Origin of the sequence: Achromobacter sp. Marseille-Q4962 (assembly GCF_943737005.1) — a bacterium.
GTDB lineage: Bacteria > Pseudomonadota > Gammaproteobacteria > Burkholderiales > Burkholderiaceae_B > Achromobacter.
Genome location: NZ_CALSFU010000007.1, coordinates 151477 through 175609, shown reverse-complemented (window position 1 = coordinate 175609; position 24133 = coordinate 151477). Strand labels below are relative to the sequence as shown.

The 24133-nt window shown below is 68.8% G+C and carries 23 protein-coding genes and 1 tRNA gene; 16 read left to right on the top strand and 8 right to left on the bottom strand.

The annotated features are described in order from the left end of the window. Positions 1-62 precede the first annotated feature (62 nt). From NGJ44_RS08235 to NGJ44_RS08200, 8 genes are all read left to right on the top strand, one after another. Positions 63-1340: an MFS transporter gene (locus NGJ44_RS08235; RefSeq protein ID WP_251863644.1), complete on the top strand. Its 1278-nt coding sequence runs from the start codon at positions 63-65 to the stop codon at positions 1338-1340. A gap of 51 nt (positions 1341-1391) precedes the next feature. Next, positions 1392-2234 (top strand): IclR family transcriptional regulator, encoded by an 843-nt coding sequence (locus NGJ44_RS08230; RefSeq protein WP_251863643.1) that lies wholly within the window; start codon positions 1392-1394, stop codon positions 2232-2234. A 313-nt stretch (positions 2235-2547) separates the two neighbouring features. Then, positions 2548-3456: an arginase family protein gene (locus tag NGJ44_RS08225; protein WP_251863670.1), complete on the top strand. Its 909-nt coding sequence runs from the start codon at positions 2548-2550 to the stop codon at positions 3454-3456. 40 nt (positions 3457-3496) lie between these two features. Then, the gene (locus NGJ44_RS08220) at positions 3497-4288 is read left to right on the top strand and encodes an ABC transporter substrate-binding protein (RefSeq protein WP_053245515.1); all 792 of its coding nucleotides are present in this window, start codon (positions 3497-3499) and stop codon (positions 4286-4288) included. A gap of 30 nt (positions 4289-4318) precedes the next feature. Next, the gene (locus tag NGJ44_RS08215) at positions 4319-5011 is read left to right on the top strand and encodes an amino acid ABC transporter permease (protein ID WP_053245516.1); all 693 of its coding nucleotides are present in this window, start codon (positions 4319-4321) and stop codon (positions 5009-5011) included. 4 nt (positions 5012-5015) lie between these two features. Beyond that, positions 5016-5765, top strand: coding sequence for an amino acid ABC transporter ATP-binding protein (locus NGJ44_RS08210; protein WP_286012349.1), 750 nt, complete (start codon positions 5016-5018; stop codon positions 5763-5765). Between the two features lie 159 nt (positions 5766-5924). Continuing rightward, entirely contained in the window at positions 5925-7484 is a 1560-nt protein-coding gene (locus NGJ44_RS08205) for an acetolactate synthase large subunit (RefSeq protein WP_251863642.1), read from the top strand. A gap of 152 nt (positions 7485-7636) precedes the next feature. Further along, entirely contained in the window at positions 7637-8080 is a 444-nt protein-coding gene (locus NGJ44_RS08200) for a MaoC family dehydratase (protein ID WP_251863641.1), read from the top strand. 38 nt (positions 8081-8118) lie between these two features. Here the strand turns inward: NGJ44_RS08200 and NGJ44_RS08195 are convergent, their stop codons facing one another. The 3 genes from NGJ44_RS08195 to NGJ44_RS08185 form a co-directional block, all read right to left on the bottom strand. Next, positions 8119-9108, bottom strand: coding sequence for a TRAP transporter substrate-binding protein (locus NGJ44_RS08195; RefSeq protein ID WP_251863640.1), 990 nt, complete (start codon positions 9106-9108; stop codon positions 8119-8121). Between the two features lie 193 nt (positions 9109-9301). Further along, entirely contained in the window at positions 9302-10495 is a 1194-nt protein-coding gene (locus NGJ44_RS08190) for an acyl-CoA dehydrogenase (RefSeq protein WP_251863639.1), read from the bottom strand. Positions 10496-10602: 107 nt separating this feature from the next. Continuing rightward, a complete protein-coding gene (locus tag NGJ44_RS08185) occupies positions 10603-12285 on the bottom strand; it encodes a thiamine pyrophosphate-binding protein (RefSeq protein WP_251863638.1) in 1683 nt (560 codons plus the stop codon). A 161-nt stretch (positions 12286-12446) separates the two neighbouring features. Between NGJ44_RS08185 and NGJ44_RS08180 the strand changes: the two genes are divergently transcribed. From NGJ44_RS08180 to NGJ44_RS08165, 4 genes are all read left to right on the top strand, one after another. Next, positions 12447-13361 carry a LysR substrate-binding domain-containing protein gene (locus NGJ44_RS08180; RefSeq protein WP_251863637.1) on the top strand — a complete coding sequence of 305 codons (915 nt, stop codon included), beginning with the start codon at positions 12447-12449 and terminating at the stop codon, positions 13359-13361. A 50-nt stretch (positions 13362-13411) separates the two neighbouring features. Further along, positions 13412-14386 (top strand): site-specific tyrosine recombinase XerD, encoded by a 975-nt coding sequence (gene xerD, locus NGJ44_RS08175; RefSeq protein ID WP_251863636.1) that lies wholly within the window; start codon positions 13412-13414, stop codon positions 14384-14386. A gap of 39 nt (positions 14387-14425) precedes the next feature. Beyond that, a complete protein-coding gene (gene ybaK, locus NGJ44_RS08170) occupies positions 14426-14914 on the top strand; it encodes a Cys-tRNA(Pro) deacylase (RefSeq protein ID WP_053245511.1) in 489 nt (162 codons plus the stop codon). A 162-nt stretch (positions 14915-15076) separates the two neighbouring features. Then, positions 15077-15655: a DJ-1/PfpI family protein gene (locus tag NGJ44_RS08165; RefSeq protein WP_251863635.1), complete on the top strand. Its 579-nt coding sequence runs from the start codon at positions 15077-15079 to the stop codon at positions 15653-15655. 60 nt (positions 15656-15715) lie between these two features. Here the strand turns inward: NGJ44_RS08165 and adhP are convergent, their stop codons facing one another. Then, positions 15716-16741, bottom strand: a complete 1026-nt coding sequence (gene adhP, locus NGJ44_RS08160; protein WP_251863634.1) for an alcohol dehydrogenase AdhP — start codon at positions 16739-16741, stop codon at positions 15716-15718. A 159-nt stretch (positions 16742-16900) separates the two neighbouring features. On the opposite strand from adhP, the gene NGJ44_RS08155 reads away from it, so the two are divergent. After that, a complete protein-coding gene (locus NGJ44_RS08155; protein ID WP_053245508.1) occupies positions 16901-17284 on the top strand; it encodes a ribbon-helix-helix domain-containing protein in 384 nt (127 codons plus the stop codon). Between the two features lie 78 nt (positions 17285-17362). Here the strand turns inward: NGJ44_RS08155 and pbpG are convergent, their stop codons facing one another. From pbpG to NGJ44_RS08140, 3 genes are all read right to left on the bottom strand, one after another. Further along, positions 17363-18538 carry a D-alanyl-D-alanine endopeptidase gene (gene pbpG, locus NGJ44_RS08150; RefSeq protein WP_251863633.1) on the bottom strand — a complete coding sequence of 392 codons (1176 nt, stop codon included), beginning with the start codon at positions 18536-18538 and terminating at the stop codon, positions 17363-17365. Positions 18539-18885: 347 nt separating this feature from the next. Beyond that, complete coding sequence (locus NGJ44_RS08145; protein ID WP_251863632.1) at positions 18886-19857, bottom strand: Bug family tripartite tricarboxylate transporter substrate binding protein; 972 nt, start codon at positions 19855-19857, stop codon at positions 18886-18888. A 108-nt stretch (positions 19858-19965) separates the two neighbouring features. Continuing rightward, positions 19966-21075 carry a TauD/TfdA family dioxygenase gene (locus tag NGJ44_RS08140; RefSeq protein WP_251863631.1) on the bottom strand — a complete coding sequence of 370 codons (1110 nt, stop codon included), beginning with the start codon at positions 21073-21075 and terminating at the stop codon, positions 19966-19968. Positions 21076-21186: 111 nt separating this feature from the next. Here NGJ44_RS08140 and NGJ44_RS08135 point away from each other — a divergent pair, with 111 nt between their 5' ends. Further along, positions 21187-22125 carry a LysR family transcriptional regulator gene (locus NGJ44_RS08135; protein ID WP_251863630.1) on the top strand — a complete coding sequence of 313 codons (939 nt, stop codon included), beginning with the start codon at positions 21187-21189 and terminating at the stop codon, positions 22123-22125. Positions 22126-22204: 79 nt separating this feature from the next. On the opposite strand, the gene NGJ44_RS08130 is transcribed toward NGJ44_RS08135, so the two are convergent. Continuing rightward, a tRNA-Arg gene (locus NGJ44_RS08130) sits at positions 22205-22279 on the bottom strand. 234 nt (positions 22280-22513) lie between these two features. On the opposite strand from NGJ44_RS08130, the gene NGJ44_RS08125 reads away from it, so the two are divergent. Both NGJ44_RS08125 and NGJ44_RS08120 read left to right on the top strand, forming a co-directional pair. Then, positions 22514-23713, top strand: coding sequence for an MFS transporter (locus NGJ44_RS08125; protein ID WP_053245505.1), 1200 nt, complete (start codon positions 22514-22516; stop codon positions 23711-23713). A gap of 8 nt (positions 23714-23721) precedes the next feature. Beyond that, entirely contained in the window at positions 23722-23874 is a 153-nt protein-coding gene (locus NGJ44_RS08120) for a hypothetical protein (RefSeq protein ID WP_251863629.1), read from the top strand. Positions 23875-24133: the final 259 nt, after the last annotated feature.

Sequence of the window (24133 nt, the reverse complement as noted above, 5' to 3'; positions counted from 1 at the left end):
TAGACGCAATATGTTCCGCTCTCCACAATGCCCCGGTGCCGAACCGTCAAGGAGAGCAGACCGTGAGAACTTCCCCCGTCCCGCCGGACGCCGCCGCCCGGCGGGAGAGCGCCTGCGCTGCCGCAGGATCGCCTGCCGAACTGACGCGCGGGCGGGTGCTGCTGTTTGCCGCCGCCGTGGCGGTGATGGTGATGAACCTGTTTGCCGTGCAGACGGCCGCGCCGTCCATCGCCGGTTCGCTGGGGCTGGACCCCGCCGCCATCGGGCTGATCGCCATGCTGCCGCAACTGGGCTATGCCTGCGGGCTGGTATTCGTGGTGCCGCTGGCCGACCGGCTGGAAAACCGCCGCCTGGCCGTGACCGTCATCGCGCTTTGCGCATGCTGCATGGCCGGCGCCGCCGCCGCACCCGGCGCGGCGGTGTTCACGGCCTGCATTTTCCTGGGCGGCATGGCCTCCAGCGCCATCCAGGTGCTGGTGCCGCTGGCGGCCCTGATGGCGCCGCCCGAACGCCGCGGCGCCATCGTGGGCAATGTCATGAGCGGCCTGCTGGTCGGCGTGCTGCTGTCGCGGCCGCTGGCCGGCCTGCTCGACGCAGCCTGGGGCTGGCGCGCCATCTATGCGGGATTCGCCGCGGCCTCGGCCTGCCTGGGTTTCGCCCTGAGCCGCCTGCTGCCCACCCGCGCGCCCGAGCCCGGGCCGTCGTATCCGGCGCTGCTGGCGTCGATGGCCGCGCTGCTGCGCCAGGAGCCCGTGCTGCGCTGGCGGGCGCTGCTCGCGGCGCTGGGCATGGCCGGCTACAGCGCGTTCTGGACCTCGGTGTCGCTCATGCTGGCGCAGCCGCCCTTCTCCGTGGGCGCCGAAGGCGTGGCGCTGCTGGCCTTGAGCGGAGTCGCGGGCGCGCTGGTCGCGCCTTATGCGGGCCGCGCCGGCGATCGCGGGCATACGCGCCGCGCCAGTCTCCGGGCCCATGCGGCGGTGGCGGCGTCGTGGGCGCTGGCGGGGCTGGCGGGAGCGGGCGGCCTGGGATTCGACCCCGGCGCGCATACCGCGCCGGCCCTGGCCCTGCTGGCGCTGGCCGCCATCGCCCTGGACGGCGCGGTGACGGCCGACCAGACCCTGGGACGCCGTTCGGTCAATATGATCAGGCCGGAGGCGCGCGGTCGCCTGAACGCGCTTTTCGTCGGCATTTTCTTCCTCGGCGGGGCGGCCGGCTCGGCCGGCGGTGCGGCTGTCTGGCACGCGGGCGGATGGTCCGGCGTGGCCACGCTGGGCGTTGCGATCGGCGCGGCCATGATGGCCATCTTTCTGGCATCGCCACGCGATATAAGCGAACCGTAATACGGTACGCTATGCGTTTTGACCGTTGCCGCCGGATTGCCTGCACGCGCCATGACCGCCGCCCCTAACGCCGAGGATTCTCCCCTGTTCATCGCCGCCCTCGCGCGCGGCATTTCGCTGCTGCGCGCTTTCAGCGAAGGACGTCCCGCCATGACGCTGCCCGAGCTGGCCGAGGCCACCGGCCTGAGCAAAAGCTCGGTGCAGCGTTTTGCCCACACGCTCTGGACGCTGGGCTACCTGCGCAAGGATCCGGCCACCAAGAAGTTCTCGCTGGGTCCGTGGTCGCTGGAACTGGGCATGCGCTATGTGCAGACCAGCCCGCTGGTGCTGGGCGGCAATCCGTTCCTGCATGTGCTCAACCGCAACAGCCAGGAAACCTGCAGCCTGGCCGAGCCCGACGGGCTGGACATGGTGTATGTGGCGCGGTTCGCCACGCACAAGGAAATGTTCGTCAACATGCCGGTGGGCATGCGCCTGCCGCTGTACTGCACGGCAGCGGGGCGGGCGGTGCTGTCGCGCCTGGACGCCGGCCGCGCGCGCGAACTGCTGCACCGCTGCGAGCGGGTGGCATATACGCCCGCCACCATTACCGACCTGGATGCGCTGATGGCCGAGGTGGACTTCGCGCGCCGCCATGGCTATGCGCGCTCCAATGGCGAGTTCTATCCCGGCGATATCACCATCAGCGCGGCGGTCACCGACGCCGGCGGCACGCCGGTGGGCGCGGTGAATGTGTCGGTGCCGTCTTCGCGCTGGTCGTTCGAGCAGGCGCAGGCGGTATTCGGGCCGCAAGTCATGGAAACCGCGCACGCGATCAGCGCGTCGCGCACGCTGGGGCGGGGCTACCCGTTCTATGAGCTGGAGCCGCCCGGCGGCGCGCTGCGCGACAAATAAAAAAACAAAGAAACGCCCGCTGCCGGACCGCGGCTCCCCGATGGCCGCCCCTGCCCTGCGCTGGTGCGCCGCCGGTGCGCCAGCGCAGGGCATTTTGGCCGATATAACCACTTTCCCAAAGTAGGAAACTCAATCCGCATCTCAGGGAAAATCCCTGATTGGCCATTTGGCATGCTGCTTGCTACGCTATTTATGACACGATCGTATCGCTATGCGATTTGATTGAATCTAAACAATGCCGGCGGATCGTGCCGGCCAGGAGTGTGCATTGCAGCCATCCGCCGAAGTCTTGTTCACGCCCGTTCCGGGATTCATGGGGTTGCCGCCGGCGCGGCCCGCGAGCCAGGGCGCGCCGCGCGCCTGCGTGGTGGGGATTCCCTTCGATTGCGGCACGCATCCGTTCCGGGTCGGCGCGCGCCAAGGGCCCGACGCCATCCGGGAGCAGTCGCGCCTGGTGCGGCCTTTCGACCTGTTCCAGCGGGCCGGGGTTGCCAATCCCTCCGAGTTCCTGCGGGCCGTGGACGTCGGCAACGTGGCTTGCCATCCGGGGGACCCCGGGGCCTCGTACCCGCTGATCGAGGCGGGCATCGGCGCCATCCTGGACGCGGGCGCGATTCCCATTTCCATGGGCGGCGACGGCGCGGTGACGCTGCCGCAGCTGCGCGCGGTGGCCCGGCGTCATCCGGACTTCGTCGTGCTGCATTTCGATTCGCACACCGACACCTATCCCATTCCCGGCTACAACACCGCCACCACTTTCACCCGCGCCGCCGAGGAGGGGCTGCTGGACGTGGCCCGCAGTTTCCACGTCGGCACGCGCGGCGGCAGCTTCATGGCCGGCGTGGTCGAGTTCGGCCGCGAGGTGGGCTACACCATCGTGCCCTACGACGAGTTCGATCACGACCCGGGCGCCACGCTGGCGGCCATCCGCGAACGCATCGGCATGCGGCCGGTGTACCTGTGCTTCGACATGGACATCTTCGATCCGTCGTGCGCGCCGGGCGTGTGCACGCCGGAATGGGGCGGCCTCTCGGCCAAGGAGGGGCTGGCGCTGCTGCGCCGGATCTCCGGCCTGAACTTCGTGGCCTTCGACGTCAATACCGTTTCGCCGCCGCAGGACGTGGGCGGCGCCACGGCCTTCCTGGCCGCCACCGTCATGCAGGAGTTCTGCGCACTGGCGGCGGCGGCAGTACAGCGGTTTCCGCAAGGCCGTCCGGCCTGATCCGGCCATCTCCACATCCGCATCCAAGCAAGGGGAAATCATGAAATTGAAATCGATGCTGCTGGGCCTGCTTGCCGCAGGCATGGCGATGCAGGCCGTGCAGGCCGGCGCGCGCACGCTGGACGAGATCCGCGCCGACAAGGCGCTCAACGTGGTGACCACCGCCTCCGCGCCGCCGCATGGCTTCAAGAACCCGAAGAGCAACCAGCTCGAAGGCATCATGGTGGACGTGGCCGCCGGGGTGGCCAGGCATCTGGGCGTGTCCGACAAGCTCGCCGACGTGCCGTTCTCCGGGCTCATTCCCACGCTTACCTCGGGCCGCGCCGACCTGATGTCGGCGCCGCTCTTCATTACCGAGGAGCGCGCCCGCGTCATCGACTTTTCGGCGCCGGTCTACGAGTGGGGCGAAGGCGTGGTGGTCAGCGCAAAGACCGACCGCCGCTACACCCGGTTCGAGGACATGAAGGGCAGCCGGGTGGGCGTGCTGGTGGACTCGGTGCAGTTCAACATGATCAAGGACATGCCCGACACCAAGGTCTCCACGTACCAGGACTATTCCACCTTGCTGGCCGACGTGCGCGCCGGCCGCATCGACCTGGGCATTGTCGATCCGCCCAGCATTCTCTACCAGATCAAGTCCAAGAACATCCCGGGCGTGAAGCTGGACACCGGCTACCGGCCGCAGCGCAAGTGGCAGGTGGGCATGGCGGTGCAGAAGGGCAATCCGGCGCTGCTGGAAGCCGTGAACGCCGCGCTGGCCGAGATGAAGAAAAACGGCGAGCTGGCCGCCATTGGCCGGAAGTGGGGCGTATCCGACCTGCTCAGCCAATGACGCCCGCGCGGCACGGACAAGGAGCACGACGTGGATCTCGATACCCTGCGCATGTACCTGGAGCCCCTGGCCGAGGGCACCGTCTGGACCCTGGCGCTGTTTTTCTGTTCGGCATTCCTCGCGATGGCGGTGGGGCTGCTGGTCTGCCTGTGCCGCCTGTCGCGCTCGCCGCTGCTGAACCGGCCCGCGCGTTTCTACATCGAAGTCATACGCGGCACGCCCCTGCTTCTGCAGTTGTTCTACATCTACTATGGGCTGCCGGAGCTGGGCGTGGTGATCAACGGCTTCGTCGCCGGCGTGCTGGGGCTCACGCTCAATTTTGGCGCCTATCTGGCCGAGCTGTTCCGCAGCGGCATCCAGTCGGTGGATGCGGGCCAGTACGAGGCGGCGCGCGCGCTGGGCCTGCGCAAGACGCAGCGACTGCGCCGCATCGTGCTGCCGCAGGCGCTGCGCACAGTGTTCCCGGCGCTGGGCAACTATGCGCTGGTGCTGGTCAAGGAGACTTCGCTCGTGGCGGTCATCAGCGTCTATGAATTGATGCGCGCCGGCGAGATGCTGGCCGGCGCCACCTTTCAGGCGCTGACGGTGTACACGCTGGTGGGCGCGATCTATTTCGTGCTGTGCAGCGCGCTCTCCTATTTCTTCCGCCGCTCCGAGCGTCGCCTCACCGTGCCGGGCTACTGGAGCGGGGCCGGCGAAAACCACGACATCACCAAGGCCTGACGCCATGGACGCAATGAACTATCGACCCATCATCACGCTGCGCGGCGTAAGCAAGTGGTACGGCGACTTCAAGGTGCTGGACGGCATTACGCTGGACGTGATGCCGGGCGAGAAGCTGATTCTGTGCGGGCCTTCCGGTTCGGGCAAATCGACGACCATCCGGCTGCTCAACCGGCTGGAGGAGCACCAGCAGGGCACCATCGTGGTGGACGGCATCGAGCTCGACGACGACATGAAGAACATCGAGCGCATCCGCGCCGAAGTCGGCATGGTGTTCCAGCACTTCAATCTCTTTCCGCATCTCACCGTGCTGGAGAACTGCACGCTGGCGCCCATGCTGGTCAAGGGCGTGGCGCCGCAGGACGCGCGGGCGCGCGCCATGCAGTACCTGGAGCGGGTGCGCATACCGCAGCACGCCGCCAAGTATCCGGGGCAGCTGTCGGGCGGCCAGAAGCAGCGCGTGGCCATTGCGCGGGCGCTGTGCATGCAGCCGAAGATCATGCTGTTTGACGAGCCGACTTCCGCGCTCGACCCCGAGATGGTCAAGGAAGTGCTCGACACCATGGTGGAGCTGGCCCGGGAAGGCATGACCATGGTCTGCGTCACGCACGAAATGGGCTTCGCGCGCGAAGTGGGGGACCGCGTGGTGTTCATGGACCAGGGGACCATCGTCGAATCCGATACGCCGGACAATTTCTTCCGCGCGCCGCGCTCGGAGCGCGCGCAGGCTTTTCTGGGGCAGATCCTGGCCTGACCGGCCCGGAATTCCGTCCTGCGGAACCGTCGGGAATTGGTTCCATGCCGCGCCGCGCGAATGGATCTAGCCGCGCGCGGCGGCCCTTCCTATGATGCCCTTTCCCGCCTCGCGCCCGCGCACGGCGCGGGCTCTTCAGCCTTTTTCCATGGAACGACGATGAACGGCGCCGACAGCCTTTGCGACACCTTGCTGGCCAATGACGTGGACGTGTGCTTTGCCAATCCGGGCACGTCCGAAATGCATTTCGTGGCGGCGCTCGACCGCAAGCCGCGCATGCGTTGCGTGCTGGGGCTGTTCGAGGGCGTGGTCACGGGGGCTGCGGACGGCTATGCCCGCATGGCCGACAAGCCCGCGGCCACGCTGCTGCACCTGGGTCCGGGCCTGGGCAACGGCCTGGCCAATCTGCACAACGCCAAGCGCGCGCGCACGCCCATGGTCAACATCGTGGGCGACCACGCCACGTATCACGTGCAATACGATGCCCCGCTCACCAGCGACGTGGAGGGCGTGGCGCGCCCCATGTCGCACTGGGTGCGGCGCACGCAGACGGCCGCCGAAGTCTCGGCCGATGCCGCCGAGGCCATCGCCGTGGCGCGCCGCGAGCCCGGCAACGTCGCCACGCTCATCCTGCCCGCCGACGCGGCCTGGACGGCGCTGCCCGGCGGCGCGGCGGAACCCGCGCGGGCGCGCGTCGAGGCGGCGCCGCACACTTCGGCCGAAGCGGTGCGCGCCGCCGCGCAGGCCATACGCTCGGGCGAAACCACGGTGCTGCTGCTGGGCGGCAAGGCGCTGCGCGGCGGCGCGCTGGCAACGGCCGGCCGCATCGCCCGCGCCGCCGGCGTGCGCCTGGTGTCCGAAACCTCCAACCGGCGGGTGGAACGCGGCGGCTCGCGCACCCCGGTCGAGCGCCTGCCCTATCCCATCGACCAGGCCGTGGCCATGCTGAAAGACGTGCGGCATCTGGTGCTGGCGGGCGCGCGCGCGCCCGTGGGCTTCTTCGCCTATCCGGGCAAGCCCAGCCTGCTGGCGCCGCCCGATTGCCATGAAGTGACGCTGGCCACGCAGGAGCACGACCTGGAGCACGCGCTGCAATGGCTGGCCGACGAATTGGGCGTGCCCGCCGACGCGCCCCGCCTGCTGCCGCCCGCGCCCGCCTGGGAGCCGCCGTCCCAGGGCAAACTCACCGGCGCCGCCGTGAACATGCTGGTGGCGCGCCTGCTGCCCGAGCAGGCCATCGTATGCGACGAATCCATTACCCAGGGACGCGAATTCTCCCGCCTGAGCCAGGGCAGCGCCCCGCACGACTGGCTGCTGCTGACCGGCGGGGCCATTGGCATCGGCCTGCCCATGGCCACGGGGGCCGCGGTGGCCTGCCCGGACCGCAAGGTGGTCACCCTGCAGGCCGACGGCAGCGGCATGTACACGTTGCAGGCGTTGTGGACGCAGGCGCGCGAGAACCTCGACTGCCTCACCATCATTCTCGCCAACCGTTCCTATGCCACGCTGCACGGCGAAATGAAGAACGTGGGCGTGGAGGCGCCGGGCCGCAATGCGCGCCGCATGCTCGACCTCGAAGAGCCCCATCTCGGCTGGACCCACCTCGCGCGCGGCATGGGCGTGGAGGCGGTCAGCACGGACACGGTGGAAGGCTTCGCGCGGGCGCTGCAGGAAGGGCTGCGGCGGCGCGGCCCGTTTCTCATCGAAGCCGTCATCTGAACGCCGTCCGCGGCGGTGCAATCCGCCGCGGATTGGACTATCCTGCAAGGCGGGCCCGGCCGCGGCGGGGCCATTGCCGACATCCAGAACAGGCGCCATGCGCCATGGACGGGCGCCGCGGGCGCCCGTGTTCGCGAGGGGAACTGCACAAGATGAAATTCGCCGAATTCAAAGACGGCATGGTGATCAAGGGCGGGCCGGTCGCCGTCACGCAGGAAGAAATCCTGGAATTCGCCACGCGCTACGATCCGCAATGGTTCCATACCGACCTGAAACGCGCCGCCGAGGGCCGCTGGGGCGGGCTCATCGCCAGCGGCTGGCACACCTGCGCGCTGGCCATGCGCATGGCGGTGGACGCGGCGCTGCACGATTCGGAATCGTTCGGCTCGCCCGGCCTGGGCGAGGTGCGCTGGCGCACGCCGGTGCGGCCCGGCGACACGCTGCGGCTGGAAGCCCGCGTGCAGGGCGTGCGCCATTCGTCGTCGCGTCCGGACCTGGGCATCATTACCTGGGCCTGGACCGTCCTCAACCAGCACGGCGAATCCGTGCTCGAGCTGGATGCCACCAGCCTGTTCGATCTTTCGGGCAACGACTGACGGCGGCGAAGCCGGCCGCGCCGGCTCCGCGCCTTTTCCTAGCGTATGCCCGCGCGCTTGAGGATGGCCGCGCCGTCGGGGCCGGCGGCCGCCTTCCAGGCGCTGAGCGAGTCCGCCGACGCCCGCTTCAGCGCGTCGCGCACCGGCGCCGGCACCGAAGTGTTGATGGCCACGCCGTTCTTGCGCATGGTGGCGTAGTTCTGCTGCAGGCGGCCCTCGATGCGTTTCCATTGCTCCGCTTCGGTCTGGGCGGCCGCCTGGTCGATGGCCTTGCGCGCCCGGGCGTCCAGCGCCTTGTAGGCTTCCAGGTTCATGGTGGCCACGGACACCGGCATGGCGTAGTTGATCTCGGCGAACTGCGGCAGGTGCTCCCACAGCTTGCGTCCCGCGCCGCCGTCGCCCGAGGACAGCACGGCGTTCACCTCGCCCGAGGCGATGCGCGGCATGGCGTCCGAAAACGAAATGTTCTGCGCCTTGGCGCCCGCCTTTTCCATCACCTGCTGCGAAGTCGCGTCGTAGGTGCGGATGCTCAGCGATTTCAGCGCCGCCACACTGTCGATCTTGCGTTTGGACCAGATGCCGGACGGCGGCCAGGGCGTGGTGTAGAGCAGCTTCTGGCCATGCCCGGCCAGCAGTTTTTCGTAGGCCGGCCGCGCCGCTTTGTTCAGGTTGCGGGCCTTTTGCAGCGAGTCCGCCAGGAAGGGCAGGGAAGAGACGCCGAAGACGGGATACTGTCCGGCCAGCGCGCCGGCGAACGCATCGCCGGCATCCACCTTGCGCGCCTGCACCGCATCGATCATGCCCGCCGATTTGATGCCCTTGGCGGCGTCGTAGCTGGCGTCTATGACCACCTGGCCCGCGGTCTTGGCGCGCACCAGTTCCGCGAAAGTGGACACGCCCTGGCCGGGCATGGACGAGGCCGGATACTCGGTGGCCATGGTGAGCGTGGTGGCGGCCCAGGCCCCGTTGCCGGCCAGCGCCAGCGTGAGGGCCGCCGCCAGGCGGAGGGAAGAAAGGCTGCGGAACATGCGCGACTCCTGGTGGGGGGAAATCCGGGGTCGGGCACGCGGCGGACCGCGCGAGGCGGTCCGGGCCAGTGCCGGGACGATGCCGCAAGGGTACGGCCTGCGCACGCGCCGCGCCATCGGGGCTAACGGCAATGGAGGCCGAAAAAACAAAGCGCCGCTTGCGCGGCGCTTTGTCGGCGGGGACGGCGGACGATCAGTAGAACGCCTGGATGCCGGTCTGGGCGCGGCCCAGGATGAGGGCGTGCACGTCGTGTGTGCCTTCGTAGGTGTTGACCACTTCGAGGTTCACCAGGTGGCGGGCCACGCCGAACTCGTCGGAGATGCCGTTGCCGCCCAGCATGTCGCGGGCCAGGCGGGCGATGTCCAGCGCCTTGCCGCAGGAATTGCGCTTCATGATGGAAGTGATTTCCACCGCGGCCGTGCCTTCGTCTTTCATGCGGCCCAGGCGCAGGCAGCCTTGCAGGCCCAGGGTGATCTCGGTCTGCATGTCGGCCAGTTTCTTCTGGATGAGCTGGTTGGCGGCCAGCGGGCGGCCGAACTGCTTGCGGTCCAGCGTGTATTGGCGGGCGGTGTGCCAGCAGGCCTCGGCCGCGCCCAGCGCGCCCCAGGCGATGCCGTAGCGGGCGGAGTTCAGGCACGTGAACGGGCCCTTCAGGCCGGTTACGCCGGGCATCATCTGGGCTTCGGAGACTTCCACTTCGTCCATCACGATTTCGCCGGTGATGGAAGCGCGCAGGCCCACCTTGCCGTGGATGGCCGGGGCGGACAGGCCCTGCATGCCCTTTTCCAGGATGAAGCCGCGGATCTTGCCGTCGTATTCGCCGCCCACGCACTTGGCCCACACCACGAACACGTCGGCGATGGGCGAATTGGTGATCCACATCTTGTTGCCGGTGAGCGTGTAGCCGTCGGCCGTCTTGACGGCGCGGGTTTCCATGCCGCCGGGATCGGAGCCGTGGTTGGGTTCAGTGAGGCCGAAGCAGCCGATCCATTCGCCGCGCGCCAGCTTGGGCAGGTACTTCTGCTTCTGGGCTTCGCTGCCGAATTCGTTGATGGGCACCATGACCAGCGACGATTGCACGCTCATCATGGAACGGTAGCCGGAGTCCACGCGCTCGACTTCGCGCGCGATGAGGCCGTAGCAGACGTAGTTCAGGCCCGCGCCGCCGTACTCGGTGGGAATGGTGGCGCCCAGCAGGCCCAGCTCGCCCATTTCGGCGAAGATGGCCGGGTCGGTCTGCTCGTTGCGGAAGGCGTTGAGCACGCGCGGGGCCAGCTTGTCCTGGGCGTAGGCATGCGCGGCGTCGCGCACCATGCGCTCTTCTTCGGTGAGCTGCTGGTCCAGCAGCAGGGGGTCTTGCCAATGGAAGGAGGGGTTCGAGGACATGCTGGTCTCCGCTATCTTGTCCGGTATGGAATGCTGAATAGTTTAAATCTAAAATATTTGGCGCGACAAGCCGGCGCGCCCGCGGGCGCGCCGGGCTGCCGGCCGCGTCATTGCCGCGCCTTGAGGGCCGCCTCGCGGATCTTCTGCAGCGTGGTCGACGGCGAAATGGTTTCGGGATCGATGAGGCAGTGCAGGATGGCGGGCTTGCCGCTGGCCAGCGCGCGCTCGAAGGCCGGGCCGAATTCCTCGGTGGTTTCCACGCGCTCGCCGTGGCCGCCGAAGGCGCGCGCGTAATCGGCGAAGTCCGGGTTCTTCAGGGCGGTGGCCGAGATGCGGCCGGGATAGTGCCGCTCCTGGTGCATGCGGATGGTGCCGTACATGCCGTTGTCCACCAGCACCACGATGATGGGCAGGTCGTACTGCACGGCGGTGGCGAATTCCTGGCCATGCATGAGGAAGCAGCCGTCGCCCGCGAAGCACACCACGGTCTTGTCGGGCCGGACGCGCTTGGCGCCCACCGCGGCGGGCAGTCCGTAGCCCATGGAGCCCGAGGTGGGCGCGAGCTGGGTGCCGTAGCGGGTGTGGCGATGGAAGCGGTGCAGCCAGGTGGCGTAGTTGCCCGCGCCGTTGGTCATGATGGCGTCGGCCGGCAGGTGGGATTCGAGATAGGCCATGACCTGGCCCATCTGCAGCCTGCCCGGCGTCGTGATGGAGGCCGGGTCGCTCCACTTGAGATACGACTCGCGCATGGCGCGCGTGTCGTCCGCCCAGGCCGGCCGGGCGGGCGCTTTCAGGTCGGACAGCGCCTGCGCGAACGCCGCCGGCGAGGTGTTGACGGCCAGGGTGGGACGGTACACGCGGCCCAGCTCGGCGCTGTCGGGATGCACGTGCACCAGCTTCTGGCGCGGCACGGGGATGTCCAGCAGGGTATACGACTGGCTGGGGTTCTCGGACATGCGCCCGCCCACCAGCAGGATCAGGTCGGCGTCGGCCACGCGCTTGGCCAGCGCCGGGTTGATGCCCAGGCCCACGTCGCCGATGTAGCAGGGGTGATCGGCCGGAAACAGCATCTGGCGGCGGAACGACACCGCCGTGGGCAGGGCGTGGCGCTGCGCGAAATCGGCGAATTGCGCCACGGCCTGCGCGTTCCAGCGCGAGCCGCCCAGGATGGCGACGGGGTTGCGGGCCTCGGCCAGCAGCTTTTGCAGCTCGGCCATCTGGCCGGCCGCGGGCGCGCTCTCGATGACCTCGTAGCGCGGCGCGTCGGCCACCTCGGCCGACTCCACCAGCATGTCTTCCGGCAGGGCGATCACGACCGGACCGGGCCGGCCCGAGGTGGCGACGTGGAAGGCGCGCGAGATCAGCTCGGGAATGCGTTCGACCTGGTCGATCTCGGTAACCCACTTGGCCTGGGTGCCGAACACGGCGCGGTAGTCCATTTCCTGGAAGGCTTCGCGCTCGCGCATGCCGCGCTCGATCTGGCCCACGAAGAGAATGAGCGGCGTGGAATCCTGCTTGGCGATGTGCACGCCGGCCAGGGCGTTGGAGGCGCCGGGGCCGCGCGTCACCATGCAGATGCCGGGTTCGCCGGTGAGCTTGCCGTGCGCGTCGGCCATCATGGCCGCGCCGCCTTCCTGGCGGCACACCGTGACCTCGATGTTCGCGTCATGCAGACCGTCCAGCACCGCCAGATAGCTTTCGCCGGGCACGCAGAACACATGTTTGACGCCCTGGGCCACGAGCTGGTCGACCAGGATATGACCGCCTAAACGGGATTTTTGCTGGGACATGGGGGGTATTCGAGAAGAACCGGGATGGAATCCACGAGCATATGTGCCTCCGTCGCACAAGGCAATTGATAAAATTGCACAATCTGTTGAGTCCCGGGCACTAGGGCGTGTCAACCCCCGGCCCGGCCTCGCGTCCGATCCGCTCCGGTTTGTCCCGTCCCATGAGAAACGGCATCCCCAACCTGACCGCCCTGCAGGCATTCGAAGCCTCGGCCCGCCTGGGCAGCTTCTCGCGCGCGGCCGAAGAACTCGCCCTGACACACAGCGCGGTCTACCGGCAGGTGGCCAGCCTGGAAGAACGCCTGGGCGTGCAGCTCTTCACGCGCGTGCGCCGCCGCATCGTGCTGACCGAGCACGGCGCCGAGTACGCCGGGCGCATCCGCCACCATCTCGACCAGATCGAGAAAGACACCTTCGGCCTGGTCAGCCGCACGGGCATGGGCCGCAGCATCCACATTGCGGTGGTGCCCACCCTGGCCACCACCTGGCTCATTCCGCGGCTGGCCGATTTCCAGCGCCGCCAGCCCGACATCACCGTGAGCCTGTCGGTGCGCACGCTGCCGTTCCAGTTCAAGGACCAGCCTTTCGACGGCGCCCTCTACCATGGCGACGGCCTGTGGCCGGGCACCCAGGGCGTGCTGCTCTTTCCCGAGCGCGAGCTGGTGCCCGTGTGCGCCCCGGCGCTGGCCGAGCGCGCGCGCGACGAGGGCGGCGCCGTGCTGGGCGGCATGACCCACCTGCACCTCAGTTCGCGGCCCGACGCCTGGCGCCAGTGGTACGCGGCCAACGGCTATCTGTACGGTCCGCAGGCGGCGGGCGGCCCGCGCTACGAATTGTTCACCATGGTGATGGCGGCGGTCCAGGCCGGCCTGGGCGTGGGGCTCATGCCGCGCTTTCTGGCCCAGCCCGCGCTGGACCAGGGGACGCTCGCAATGCCCGTGCGCCAGTCGCTCGCGGTGAGCCAGGGCTATTACTTCGGCTATCCGCAGCGCAGCGAGCGTTCCGAAGCCCTGCAGGCCTTCGAGAGCTGGCTCGAATCCGTGGCCGCCGGCGTGGACGGGCAGGTGGCGGTGTAGACTTGCCGGGGCCGCGATGGCGCAACGCACGCCCCCGTTTTCTCCGTTCCATGTCTCCGTCTTCTTCCTCGCCGCTGGCCTCGCAGGCCGACATAGACGCTTTCCTCGACGCCGTCTGGCTGGAGGACGGCCTGTCGGCCAATACGCTGGCGGCCTACCGGCGCGATCTCACCGGCTTTGCGCGGTGGCTCGAAGACCCGCAGGCCCGCGCGCGCGAAATGGCGCGGCTCGGGCTGGCCCCCCTGTCCGCCCCGGGGCGGGCCCGCTCCATCAGCCAGGCCGATAAGGCCGACATCGAGGCCTGGTTCGCATGCCGCCACGAGGAAACCCGGCCCGCCACCGCCAACCGCCGCCTGGCCGCGCTGCGCCGCTACTACGCCTGGGCGTTGCGCGAGCATCGCGCCGAGCGCGATCCCTGCCTGACGCTGGCGGCCGCCAGGCAGCCGCCGCGCACGCCCAAGACGCTGTCGGAAGCGCAGGTGGATGAGCTGCTGAACGCGCCCGACGTGTCGCAGGCCCGGGGCCTGCGCGACCGCGCCATGCTCGAAACCCTGTACGCCACCGGCCTGCGGGTGTCGGAGCTGGTCGGCCTGCGCGCGCTGGACGCGAGCCTGAACGAAGGCGTGCTGCGCGTGGTGCTCGGCAAGGGAGGCAAGGACCGCCTGGTGCCGCTGGGCGCCGAAGCCGCGCACTGGATCTCGCGCTACCTGGAGTCGGCCAGGCCGGAGCTGTCCGGCGGCCGCGTATGCGACGCGCTGTTCATCACCGGCCGCGCCCAGGCCATGTCGCGCCAGGCTTTCTGGCAGCTGGTGCGCAAGTATGCGATCAAGGCCGGCATACACGCGCCGCTCTCGCCCCACGTGCTGCGCCACGCCTTCGCCACGCACCTGCTCAATCACGGCGCCGACCTGCGCGTGGTGCAGATGCTGCTGGGCCACGCCGACATTTCCACCACCCAGATCTACACCCACGTCGCGCGCGAGCGCCTCAAGGCCCTGCACGCCGCGCACCACCCGAGAGGCTAGGGCGACACGCCACAGGCCGACCGCCCGTCACCACGCACCATGAGCAAATCCCGCCACGTTTCCGAAACGCCCGCCACGCAGTTCCTCAAGCGGAACAAGGTGGCCTACTCCGAGCACACGTACGACTACGTTGACCACGGCGGCGCGGGCGAGGCCGCCCGCCAGCTCGGGCTGGACCCGCACGCGGTGGTCAAGACGCTCATCATGGAAGACGAGGACGCGCGGCCGCTGGTGGTCGTCATGCACGGCGACCGCGAAGTCTCCACCAAGAACCTGGCGCGCCAGGCCGGCCTGAAGAAAGTGCAGCCCTGCCATCCCGAGGTTGCGCAGCGCCACTCCGGCTACCAGGTGGGCGGCACCTCGCCCTTCGGCACGCGCAAGCGCATGCCGGTGTACGTGGAGGCCGGGGCGCTGGAATACCCGGTGGTCTACATCAACGGGGGGCGGCGCGGCTATCTGGTGGGCATAGACCCCAGGGTGCTGGTCGACCTGCTGGGCGCCAAGCCGGTTTCCGTCGCGCTGGAATAGCGGCAGCGCCGGCGCGCCCGCCGCCGATCGCCCGTCGCGCGGTATTCCCATACCACCCGCGGCGGGCGGCTTGCGCGCACAATCGTCCCTGCCATGACCCGGGCCCGTGGAAGTCCGGACCGGCGCCGCCCGCGCGGCGGCGCAGAACAGACGGAGACGATTATGAGCAAGACACTGCTGATGCTGGTCGGCGATTACGCCGAAGACTATGAAACCATGGTGCCGTTCCAGACGCTGCTGGCCGTGGGCTACACCGTGCATGCGGTGTGCCCGGGCAAGAAGTCCGGCGATACCGTGGCCACGGCCATCCACGACTTCGAGGGTGCGCAAACCTACACCGAGAAGCGCGGCCACAACTTCACCCTCAATCACGATTTCGACGGCGTCGATCCCGCCGCGTACGACGGCCTGGTCATACCGGGCGGCCGCGCGCCCGAGTACCTGCGCCTGAACGAGAAGGTGCTGGACATCGTGCGCGCCTTCGACAAGGCGGCCAAGCCCATCGCGGCGGTCTGCCACGGCGCGCAGATCCTGGCGGCGGCGGGCGTACTCAAGGGCCGCACGTGCTCGGCCTATCCGGCGTGCGCTCCGGAAGTCCGGCTCGCCGGCGGCACCTACGCCGACATCGCGGTCGACCAGGCCCACACCGACGGACACCTCGTCACGGCCCCGGCCTGGCCCGCGCATCCCGCCTGGCTGTCCCAGTTCATGAAACTGCTGGGCGCGCGCATCGAGATCTGACGGCGGGCCGCCCGTCGCCGGGAGCAGGCCGCGCGGGGGGCGGGCGGCCATTGCCTGCCGTCACTGCATGTCGAGCACCACCCGTCCCTCGATCTGGCCCTTGCGCATGCGGTCGAACACGTTGTTGATGTTTTCCAGCGTGTCGGTGGACACGGTGGCGCGCACCTTGCCCTCCTCGGCGAACTGCAGCGACTCCTGCAGGTCCAGCCGCGTCCCGACGATGGAGCCGCGCACGGTGATGCCGTTGAGCACCATGTCGAAGATCGACAGGGGAAAGTCGCCCGGCGGCAGCCCGTTGAGCGAAATCGTGCCGCCGCGCCGCACCATGCCCAGCGCCTGCTCGAAGGCCTTGGGCGACACGGCCGTGACCAGGGCGCCGTGCGCGCCGCCGATCTCCTTCTTGAGATAGGCCGCCGGATCGGTGGTCCTGGCGTTGACGGTGACTTCGGCACCCAGCCTGCGCGCCAGGTCGAGCTTGGCGTCGTCCACGTCGACGGCCGCCACGTTCAGGCCCATGGCGCGGGCATATTGCACCGCCATGTGTCCCAGGCCGCCCACGCCCGAAATCACCACCCAGTTGCCCGGCCGCGTGTCGGTGACCTTGAGCCCCTTGTACACCGTGACGCCGGCGCACAGCACGGGCGCCACCTCGACGAAGCCCACGCTGCGGGGCAGCAGGCCCACGTAGTCGGCGTTGGCCAGCGCGTACTGCGCGAAGCCGCCGTTCACGGAATAGCCGGTGTTCTTCTGCTGCTCGCACAGGGTTTCCCAGCCGCCCAGGCAATGCTCGCAATGCCCGCAGGCCGAGTACAGCCAGGGGATGCCGACGCGGTCGCCCTCCTTGACGTGCGTCACGCCGGCGCCCAGCGCCGCCACGTAGCCCACACCTTCATGGCCCGGAATGAAAGGCGGATTGGGCTTGACCGGCCAATCGCCCTCGACGGCATGCAGGTCGGTGTGGCAGACGCCGCAAGCCTCGATCTTCACCAGGATCTCGCCCGCGCCAGGGCGGGGCACTTCGGTTTCTTCAATGGCCAGCGGCTTGCCGAATTCACGTGCAACTGCGGCCTTCATGGTTTTCTGCATCTTTACCTCCGAAGTCGGATCAGTTTCACTATCCTCGAACCCGCACTGCATCGAGACAATGATTTATATCAACCCGGCGCGCCGCGCGGTCGGGCGGAAACGCACGGTTGCAGATGGCCCCGGACGCCGCACCGCACCAGAAAAAAACAGGGAGCTTGCATGTGTGAAATCTTCATCCGCGCCAGTGCGCAGTCGTACTCGCCGCAGACGCGTTCGCTGCGGCTGCATGGCGCGGCCACCAGCGTGCGGCTGGAAAAGCTGTTCTGGCAGGTGCTGGAAGAAATCGCCGCGCGCGACGGCATGCGCGTGTCCCAGCTCATCGAGCGGCTGTACGACGAATTGGTGGCGTATCGCGGCGAGGCGGCCAATTTCACTTCTTTCCTGCGCGTCTGCTGCCTGCGCTACGAAGTGTTGCTGGCGGAGGGCCGCATTCCGCGCGACGCCTCGGTGCCCATCCGCTCGCTCGATGCGGGCGCCGTGCTGCGCGGCCTGCCGCCCGCGCTGTGCGAGGAAGCCGCTCCGCGCCCCGCCAGGGCGGCCTGACACGGCCCTCTGCGGGCTTGCGCGCAAAAAAAGAGGCCCGGACTGGCCGGGCCCCGGGACAGTCGGCGGGACGCCGGGTCAGCCGCCGGATTGCAGCGAAGCCAGCGCCACCTCGTTTTGCACGATGCGGCGGATGCGCACGGCGTCGCCGATGCGCGAGAGCTTGCCCTGGGAATCGAGCAGCACGATGGCCAGGTCGCGCCCGTTGATGCGGGCCAGCATGACCAGGCATTCGCCCGCCTCGTTGATGAATCCCGTCTTGGAGATCTTGATGTCCCAGTCCGGCTTGCGCACCAGCAGGTTGGTGTTGCGGAAGGTCTGGGTGCGCTTGTTGATTTCCACCTCGTACTCGGAATCGGTGGAATAGCGGTGGATGAGGGGGCGCTGCGAGGCGGCGCGCAGCAGGCGGGCCAGGTCGCGCGGCGAGGACACGTTTTCGCTCGACAGGCCGGTGGGCTCGATGAAATGCGTGTTCGTCATGCCCAGCGCGCGCGCTTTGGCGTTCATGGCGGCCACGAAGGCCGGCAGGCCGCCGGGATAGTTGCGGCCCAGCGCATGCGCGGCGCGGTTCTCCGAGGACATCAGCGCCAGGTGCAGCATGTCGCCGCGGCTCAGGCGGGTGCCCACGCGCAGGCGCGACGTGGTGTGCTTGAGCGAGTCCACGTCGTCGTCGGTGATTTCCAGCATCTCGTCCATGGGCAGGTTGGCGTCCACCACCACCAGCGCGGTCATGAGCTTGGAGATCGAGGCGATCGGGCGCACCACGTTCTCGTTCTTGGCGAACAGCACGCTGGAGCTTTCGAGGTCTTGCACGTAGGCGGTGCTGGAGCGCAGCGCGGCGGCTTCGGCGCGCACGGACACCGCGGGCGGCGGCATGGCGGCGCTGGCGGCGGCCGCCGCCGCGCGCCTGCCGGCCGCACCCTTGCCGCCTTTGCCGCTCTTGCCGGCGGCCGGCTTCCTGGCGCTGCCGGAGCGCGCCACCGCCTGCTTGCCGCCCTTGGGCGCCTTCTTGGAGGCGGCGGGCTGCGCCTTCCTGGCCGAGGAGGTCTTGGCCGAAGCGCTCTTGGAGGATGCCGGCTTCTTGGCCGAGGGGGACTTCTTGGATTGCTGCGCCTTGCAGGCCGCCGACTTGGCGTTGGTCTTGCAAGGGTCGGTATTCTTGGCCGCCATCGCGGCGTCAGGGTGGAGCGCGCAGACTGCCAGCGCCAGCGGCGCCAGGGCTTTCGCAATTGCACGGGTCCAGGAAAATGCCATGGTGTAAACCGGCTTATCAGACAGTAAGAAAATATTGCATAAACCTGAATTTCTCCGGACCCAAAAAGTACCGATGAATTAGAGGTTTACGCGTCGAATTTAAACAGCAATTTCAAGTGCTGCGCAAGAGATTTGGGCCGAAAGAGGAAAAAACGGTCGCGCAGGCCCGTTGTTGATGCATTTGGTCACAAGGCATGAAGGCGAAAACTACCTGCCGGCGGCGCATGAGCGTAGCCCGGAATAACCCTCATCTGGCTGAAAAAGCAGCGGAGTGAAACAGAAAAAAATGGGGCCGGCGGAGGCCCGCCCGCCAGCCCTCGGAACATGATTTCAGGCGCCGGGGGCGTTCAGCCCAGCCGCATCCCCGTGGCCTCGGCCACGACCCGCCAGCGCTTGATTTCCGCCCGGATGAAAACCTCGAATTCGGCGCGGCCGCTGCCCACGGCGTCCAGTCCGTGATGTTCCAGGCGCTGCGCGATCTCGGGCATCCGGGTGCAGGCCTGGGCCGCTTCGGACAAGCGGTCGGCTTGCGCCGCCGCCACGTCCCTGGGCGCGAACAGTCCGAACCAGGTGCGGTAGTCGAAGCCCGGCAGCACACGGGCAATGGGTTCGACGCCGGGATAGGCCGCCAGCGGTTCCGGCGTGCTCACGCCCAGCGCCTTGAGCCGGCCGCCGCGCAGCAGGGGCTGGACGGTGGCCATGTCCGACATCAATAACTGGATCTGGCCGCCCAGCAGATCCTGTACGGCGGGCGCCGCGCCCTTGTAGGGGACGCTCACCACGTCCAGTCTGGCCCGGGCCTTGAGCATTTCTCCGGCCATCTGGCTGGCGCTGCCCAGCCCGGCCCCGCCGATGCTGAATTGCTTCGGGCGCTGGCGCACGTAGGCCATCAGCTCCGCGGTGTTCTTTACCGGCAGGTCGGGACGACAGACCAGCATGAGCGGCGAGGTGGCCGTCAGGCTGAGCGGCGTGAAGCTGGCGAGGGGATCGTAGGGCAGGTCGGTCTGGATGCTGGGATTGATGGCGAAACTGGTGTAGGCCACCAGCAGCGTGTTCGGATCGCCGACGGCCTGGGACACGCTGCCGGCGGCGATATTGCCCCCCGCGCCCGGCTTGTTCTCGACCACGAGATTGCGCTTGAGTTCGGCGGCCATGCCCTGCGCCAGCGCGCGGGCCACCAGGTCGGTGCCGCCGCCCGGCGGGGCCCCGACCTGGATGCGCAGCGTGGAGGAAAGCCCGGCCGGACGGGCCGGGAACGGGCCGGCGGCAACGGCCAGTGCGGCCGGCAGCGTGGCGGCCAGGAATTCGCGGCGGTTCATGATTTGTCTCCTCAGGCGGGTTCCGATGGCCGGGCCGGCGCGCCGGCCGGGCAGTGCATGGACCGTTGGTTGTGTTTGTATTGGTGTGGCGCGGGCGCGCCGCGGCATTCAGGCGGCGAGTTCGCCCGCCGGGGCCACGAAAGGTCGCAAGCGCATGCCCATGAAGCGCGCCTGGCGCGCCTCGAACGCGTCGAACCCGGCGGGCCGCTGGCTGCCCCGCAGGCCGCCGCGCACCGAGCCGGCGCGGCGGTCGCCGTAGTACGGCTCCCAGTCCGCCGGCAGCTCCTGCGAATCCGGCACCGCCAGCCACAGGCGCAGCAGGTGGCGCTTTTCGTCGGGGAGGTCGTGGTCCACGAAACCGGTGCGCGAATGCACGGTGGTGTAGTTGTTGAGCAGCTGCATATCGCCCTTTTCGAGCCACATCGAATAGCAGAGCCCGGGGTCGGCGAGCAGTTCGTCGATCAGGTCCAGCGCCTCGATCTGGGCGGGGCTCAGGCGCGGCACTTCGCTGAAATCCCGCTGCGCCGCCGTCACGTTCTTGCGGTTGATGCGAAAGGCGAACGGGGAGCGCTCGTCGTTCAGCAGGGGAATGCGGTAGTAGGGAGGCTGGGACGGATCCTGCGCGCCCTGGTAGCTGTAATAGAACGGCTGGCGCAGCACCGGCAGCAGGTCCGGCCGGCGGCGGGCGAATTCCGCCACCAGCGCGGGCGAGCTGATCACCTTGCTTGCGCCGCCTTCCTTGGCGGTGCGGCGGCACAGCAGCGCCACCACGTCGCAGGAGTCGCAGTGGAAATCGAGCTGGGCGTTCGTGTTGTAGCCGCGCCCGTTAGTGACCTTGTAGCCGCCGCCGGCGTCGCGCACGTCGTTGATGATTTCGCTCGCGCGGTTTTGCGTGCGGGCCACGCCCATGTGAAGGCCCATGCCCCAGTAGGCCAGGCGGCAGTCCGCCTCGCTCCAGCGGTGCACCGGGAAGCCCTTGAGCAGGCACAGGCCCCACCCGGACTGCGTGGCCGCCACCGCGCGCCGCAGCGCATCGCGGCAAGCGGGGGGCAGGGGAAAATCGTCGGGGGTCATTTCCAGCAGCGGCTTGCCTGCCGCCCTGGCGTGTTCCAGGGCCTGGTCCAGGCCCTCCACGGCTTGCGGATCCAGCCGCTGGATCCATCTGTGGTCTTGCGCGGCCTGCTGGCTGCGCCATCCTGCGTTCGAGGCTTGCGTCATGGTGCGGGGTTTCCGGAATTGCGAACGGTTTTTCTTCGGTGCCCCGCAGTCTAGGACTTGCGCCCTAGCATAAAAAGTGACTTAATTTGCTGATAGAGATCAATTTTCTTGATGAAAGTCGAAGCATTCCAGACCCTGGCCGCCGTGGTCGCCGAAGGCAGTTTCGCCGCGGCGGCCCACGTCATGCACATGACGCCCAGTGCGGTAAGCATGCAGATGAAGCAGCTCGAACAGTACGTGGGCAAGCCGCTGTTCGATCGCTCGGGCCAGCACGTGCGCGCGCGGCCTGCGGCCGTCGAGCTGGTGCAGACCATGCGGCCGGCGCTGGAGGCGCTGCAAAGCCTGCGGCGGCGCGCCAGCGTCGTGGTGGAGGGGCATCTGCGGGTGGGCGTGATCGAGGCGCTGCAGCCGATGCTGCTCCCCGGGGCCATGCTCTACCTGCGCGAGCACTACCCGCGGCTGAGCATCGCCCCGCAGCGCGGCGCCAGCATGGCGCTGACCGAAGACGTGAAGGCCGGGCGGCTGGATGCGGCCATCGTGGCGCGGCCGCAGCGCGGCGTGCAGGCCGGCCTGCATTGGGAGGCGCTGGCCTCGCGAGCGCTGGTCTTCATCGGTCCGCCCCGCGCGCAAGACGCCCGGCGCCGCGCGCCGACGGCCGCCCTGAGCGCCGCCGAACTGAAGCTGCGCATCCGGGCCATGGACTGGGTGCGCTATGACCGCGGCACCACCACCGGCGGCCTGGCCACCCGCTACGTGCATCGGATGGCGCCGGGCAAGCGCAGTCTGGTGGAGCTGGGCAGCGCCCCGGCCATCGTGGCGATGGTGAGCGCCGGCCTGGGATTCTCGGTGCTGCAATTGATCGATACCGGGCTGGTTGCGCAGTACCCGGTGGAAGTGCGGCAGCTGCCCCGCGGCGGCCCGGTCTTCCAGTTGGGCGCGGTGACGCGCCAGGCCGACGCCGGCGACCGGCTGCAGCAAGCCTGGTTGCAGGCCGTGCGCCATGCATTCGCGCGGGGCCAGGCCGGGCCGGCCCTGGCCGTGCCCGGCTGAAAGGCGCGCAGGCGGGCGCCCAAACGCCAGCGTATCGGACGCGGATCGGGTATCTGTGTTGGGGAAAAGATGGAAAGGCTGGCCTCGCCGGGTGGAATCGAACCACCAATTGACCCTTAGGAGGGGCCGGTTATATCCATTTAACTACGGCGAGGCGGGCGGTCTTGCGAAACCGGCTTTGCCAACCGGCCCCGCGGCCCGGACGTTCCAGAAAGGCGCGTCCGGCGAAGAACATGATTCTAGCATCGGCGGCGGATCCGGGAGGCGCCGCCGCCGCGGGCGGTCTGGCGCGGCCTTGTCTTTGTTCTATATGATGGCTGGATTCCTCCCCCGGGAATGCCGCGGCGGCGCCTGGCGGCCAGAACACAAGAACCAGAGACCAGCCTTCATGCCTTCTTCCTCCGATCGGATTTCCGTACGCGTCATCGCGCTGGGCACCCTCGTGGTGCTGCTTGCCATGGGCGTGCGCGCCACGTTCGGCCTGTTCATGCAGCCCATGGGCCTGGCCCACGGCTGGGGGCGCGACGTGTTTTCGATGGCGTTCGCGCTGCAGAACCTGGTGTGGGGCGTGGCCTGTATCTTCATGGGCATGCTGGCCGACCGCTACGGATCGGGGCGCACGATCGCGCTGGGCGCGGCGCTGTACATGCTGGGCATGATAGGTACGCGCTACGCCGCCGACGAAACCATGCTGTACCTGAGCGCCGGCGTGCTGGTGGGCCTGGGGCAGGCCGGCACCACTTTCCCGGTCATCCTGCCGGTGGTGGCGCGCTCGGTGCCGCCCGCTTACCGCAGCACGGCCATGGGCATCGCCAGCGCGGGCGGCTCGCTGGGGCAGTTCGCCATCGTGCCCACGGGACAGGCGCTCATCAACGGCCTGGACTGGCCGGGCGCGCTGTGGGCGCTGTCGCTGCTGGTGGCCGTGTCCGCGCCGCTGGCGTGTTTTCTGCGGGGCCGTCCTGCCGCGCATGCCGGGCCCCACCAGTCGCTGGCCTCGGCGATCCGGCAGGCGGTGCGCCATCCCTCGTTCCATTTCCTGTTCTGGAGCTACTTCGTCTGCGGCTTCCATACCGCTTTCATCACCCTGCACCTGCCGGCCTATGTCACGGACGGCGGGTTGACGGCCGCCAATGGCGCGACCGCCATCGCGCTGATCGGCCTCTTCAACGTGCTGGGCTCGTTCTACGCGGGAAAGCTGGGCGGCAAGTACAGCAAGAAGCGCCTGCTGGCCGTGGTGTACGGCATGCGCGCGTTTGCCATTCTGCTGTTGCTGGCGCTGCCGCTGTCGCCCTGGGTGCTGTATGTGTTCGCGGCCTGGATGGGCCTGTTCTGGCTGGGCACGGTGCCGCTCACGCAGGGGCTCATCGGCCAGATCTACGGGCTGCGTTACGCGGCTACGCTGTCGGGCATCGTGTTCCTGGGGCACCAGATCGGCAGTTTCGTCGGCGTCTGGCTGGGCGGCAACGTGTATGCGCGCACCGGCAGCTACGACCTGGTCTGGTGGATCGGCGTGGCGCTGGCGGTGTTCGCCGCCGCGCTGTGCCTGCCGGTGCGCGAGCAGCCGGTGGCGCAGCCCGCGGCGGCCTGAGCGCGGCCATGGACGGACGCAGGCCGCCTCGCGTGTCGCGCCGCTGGCGCGTGGCTGGCGGGGCGGCGCTGGCGGCCGTGCTGGCCCTGGCTTTCTGGGGCTACACCACCCCGGCCATGCGCATCCACTGGGAAAACCTCGCCGCGCTCTGCGGCTTCTAGCGGCCGTTGAAATCCACGTGCGCAAACAGCCGCGGTCTGTAACCGTGTAACGCGTGCGCGCGGGTGAATGACGATCGTCGGCGGCAGTTCGACGATTTTGGCCGGAAATCTCCGCCCGGCGCGCGCGGCGGCCGCGCACGGCGTCCGAAAGCGAGGAGCGGCCGGTGGCGGCGTTGCCCCAGAGGTGGAGCATGCAGGACGAGGCGGCGCAGCAGTTGGCCAGGGTCGAGCGCATCGCGCCCTGCCTGGCCAAGGTGGT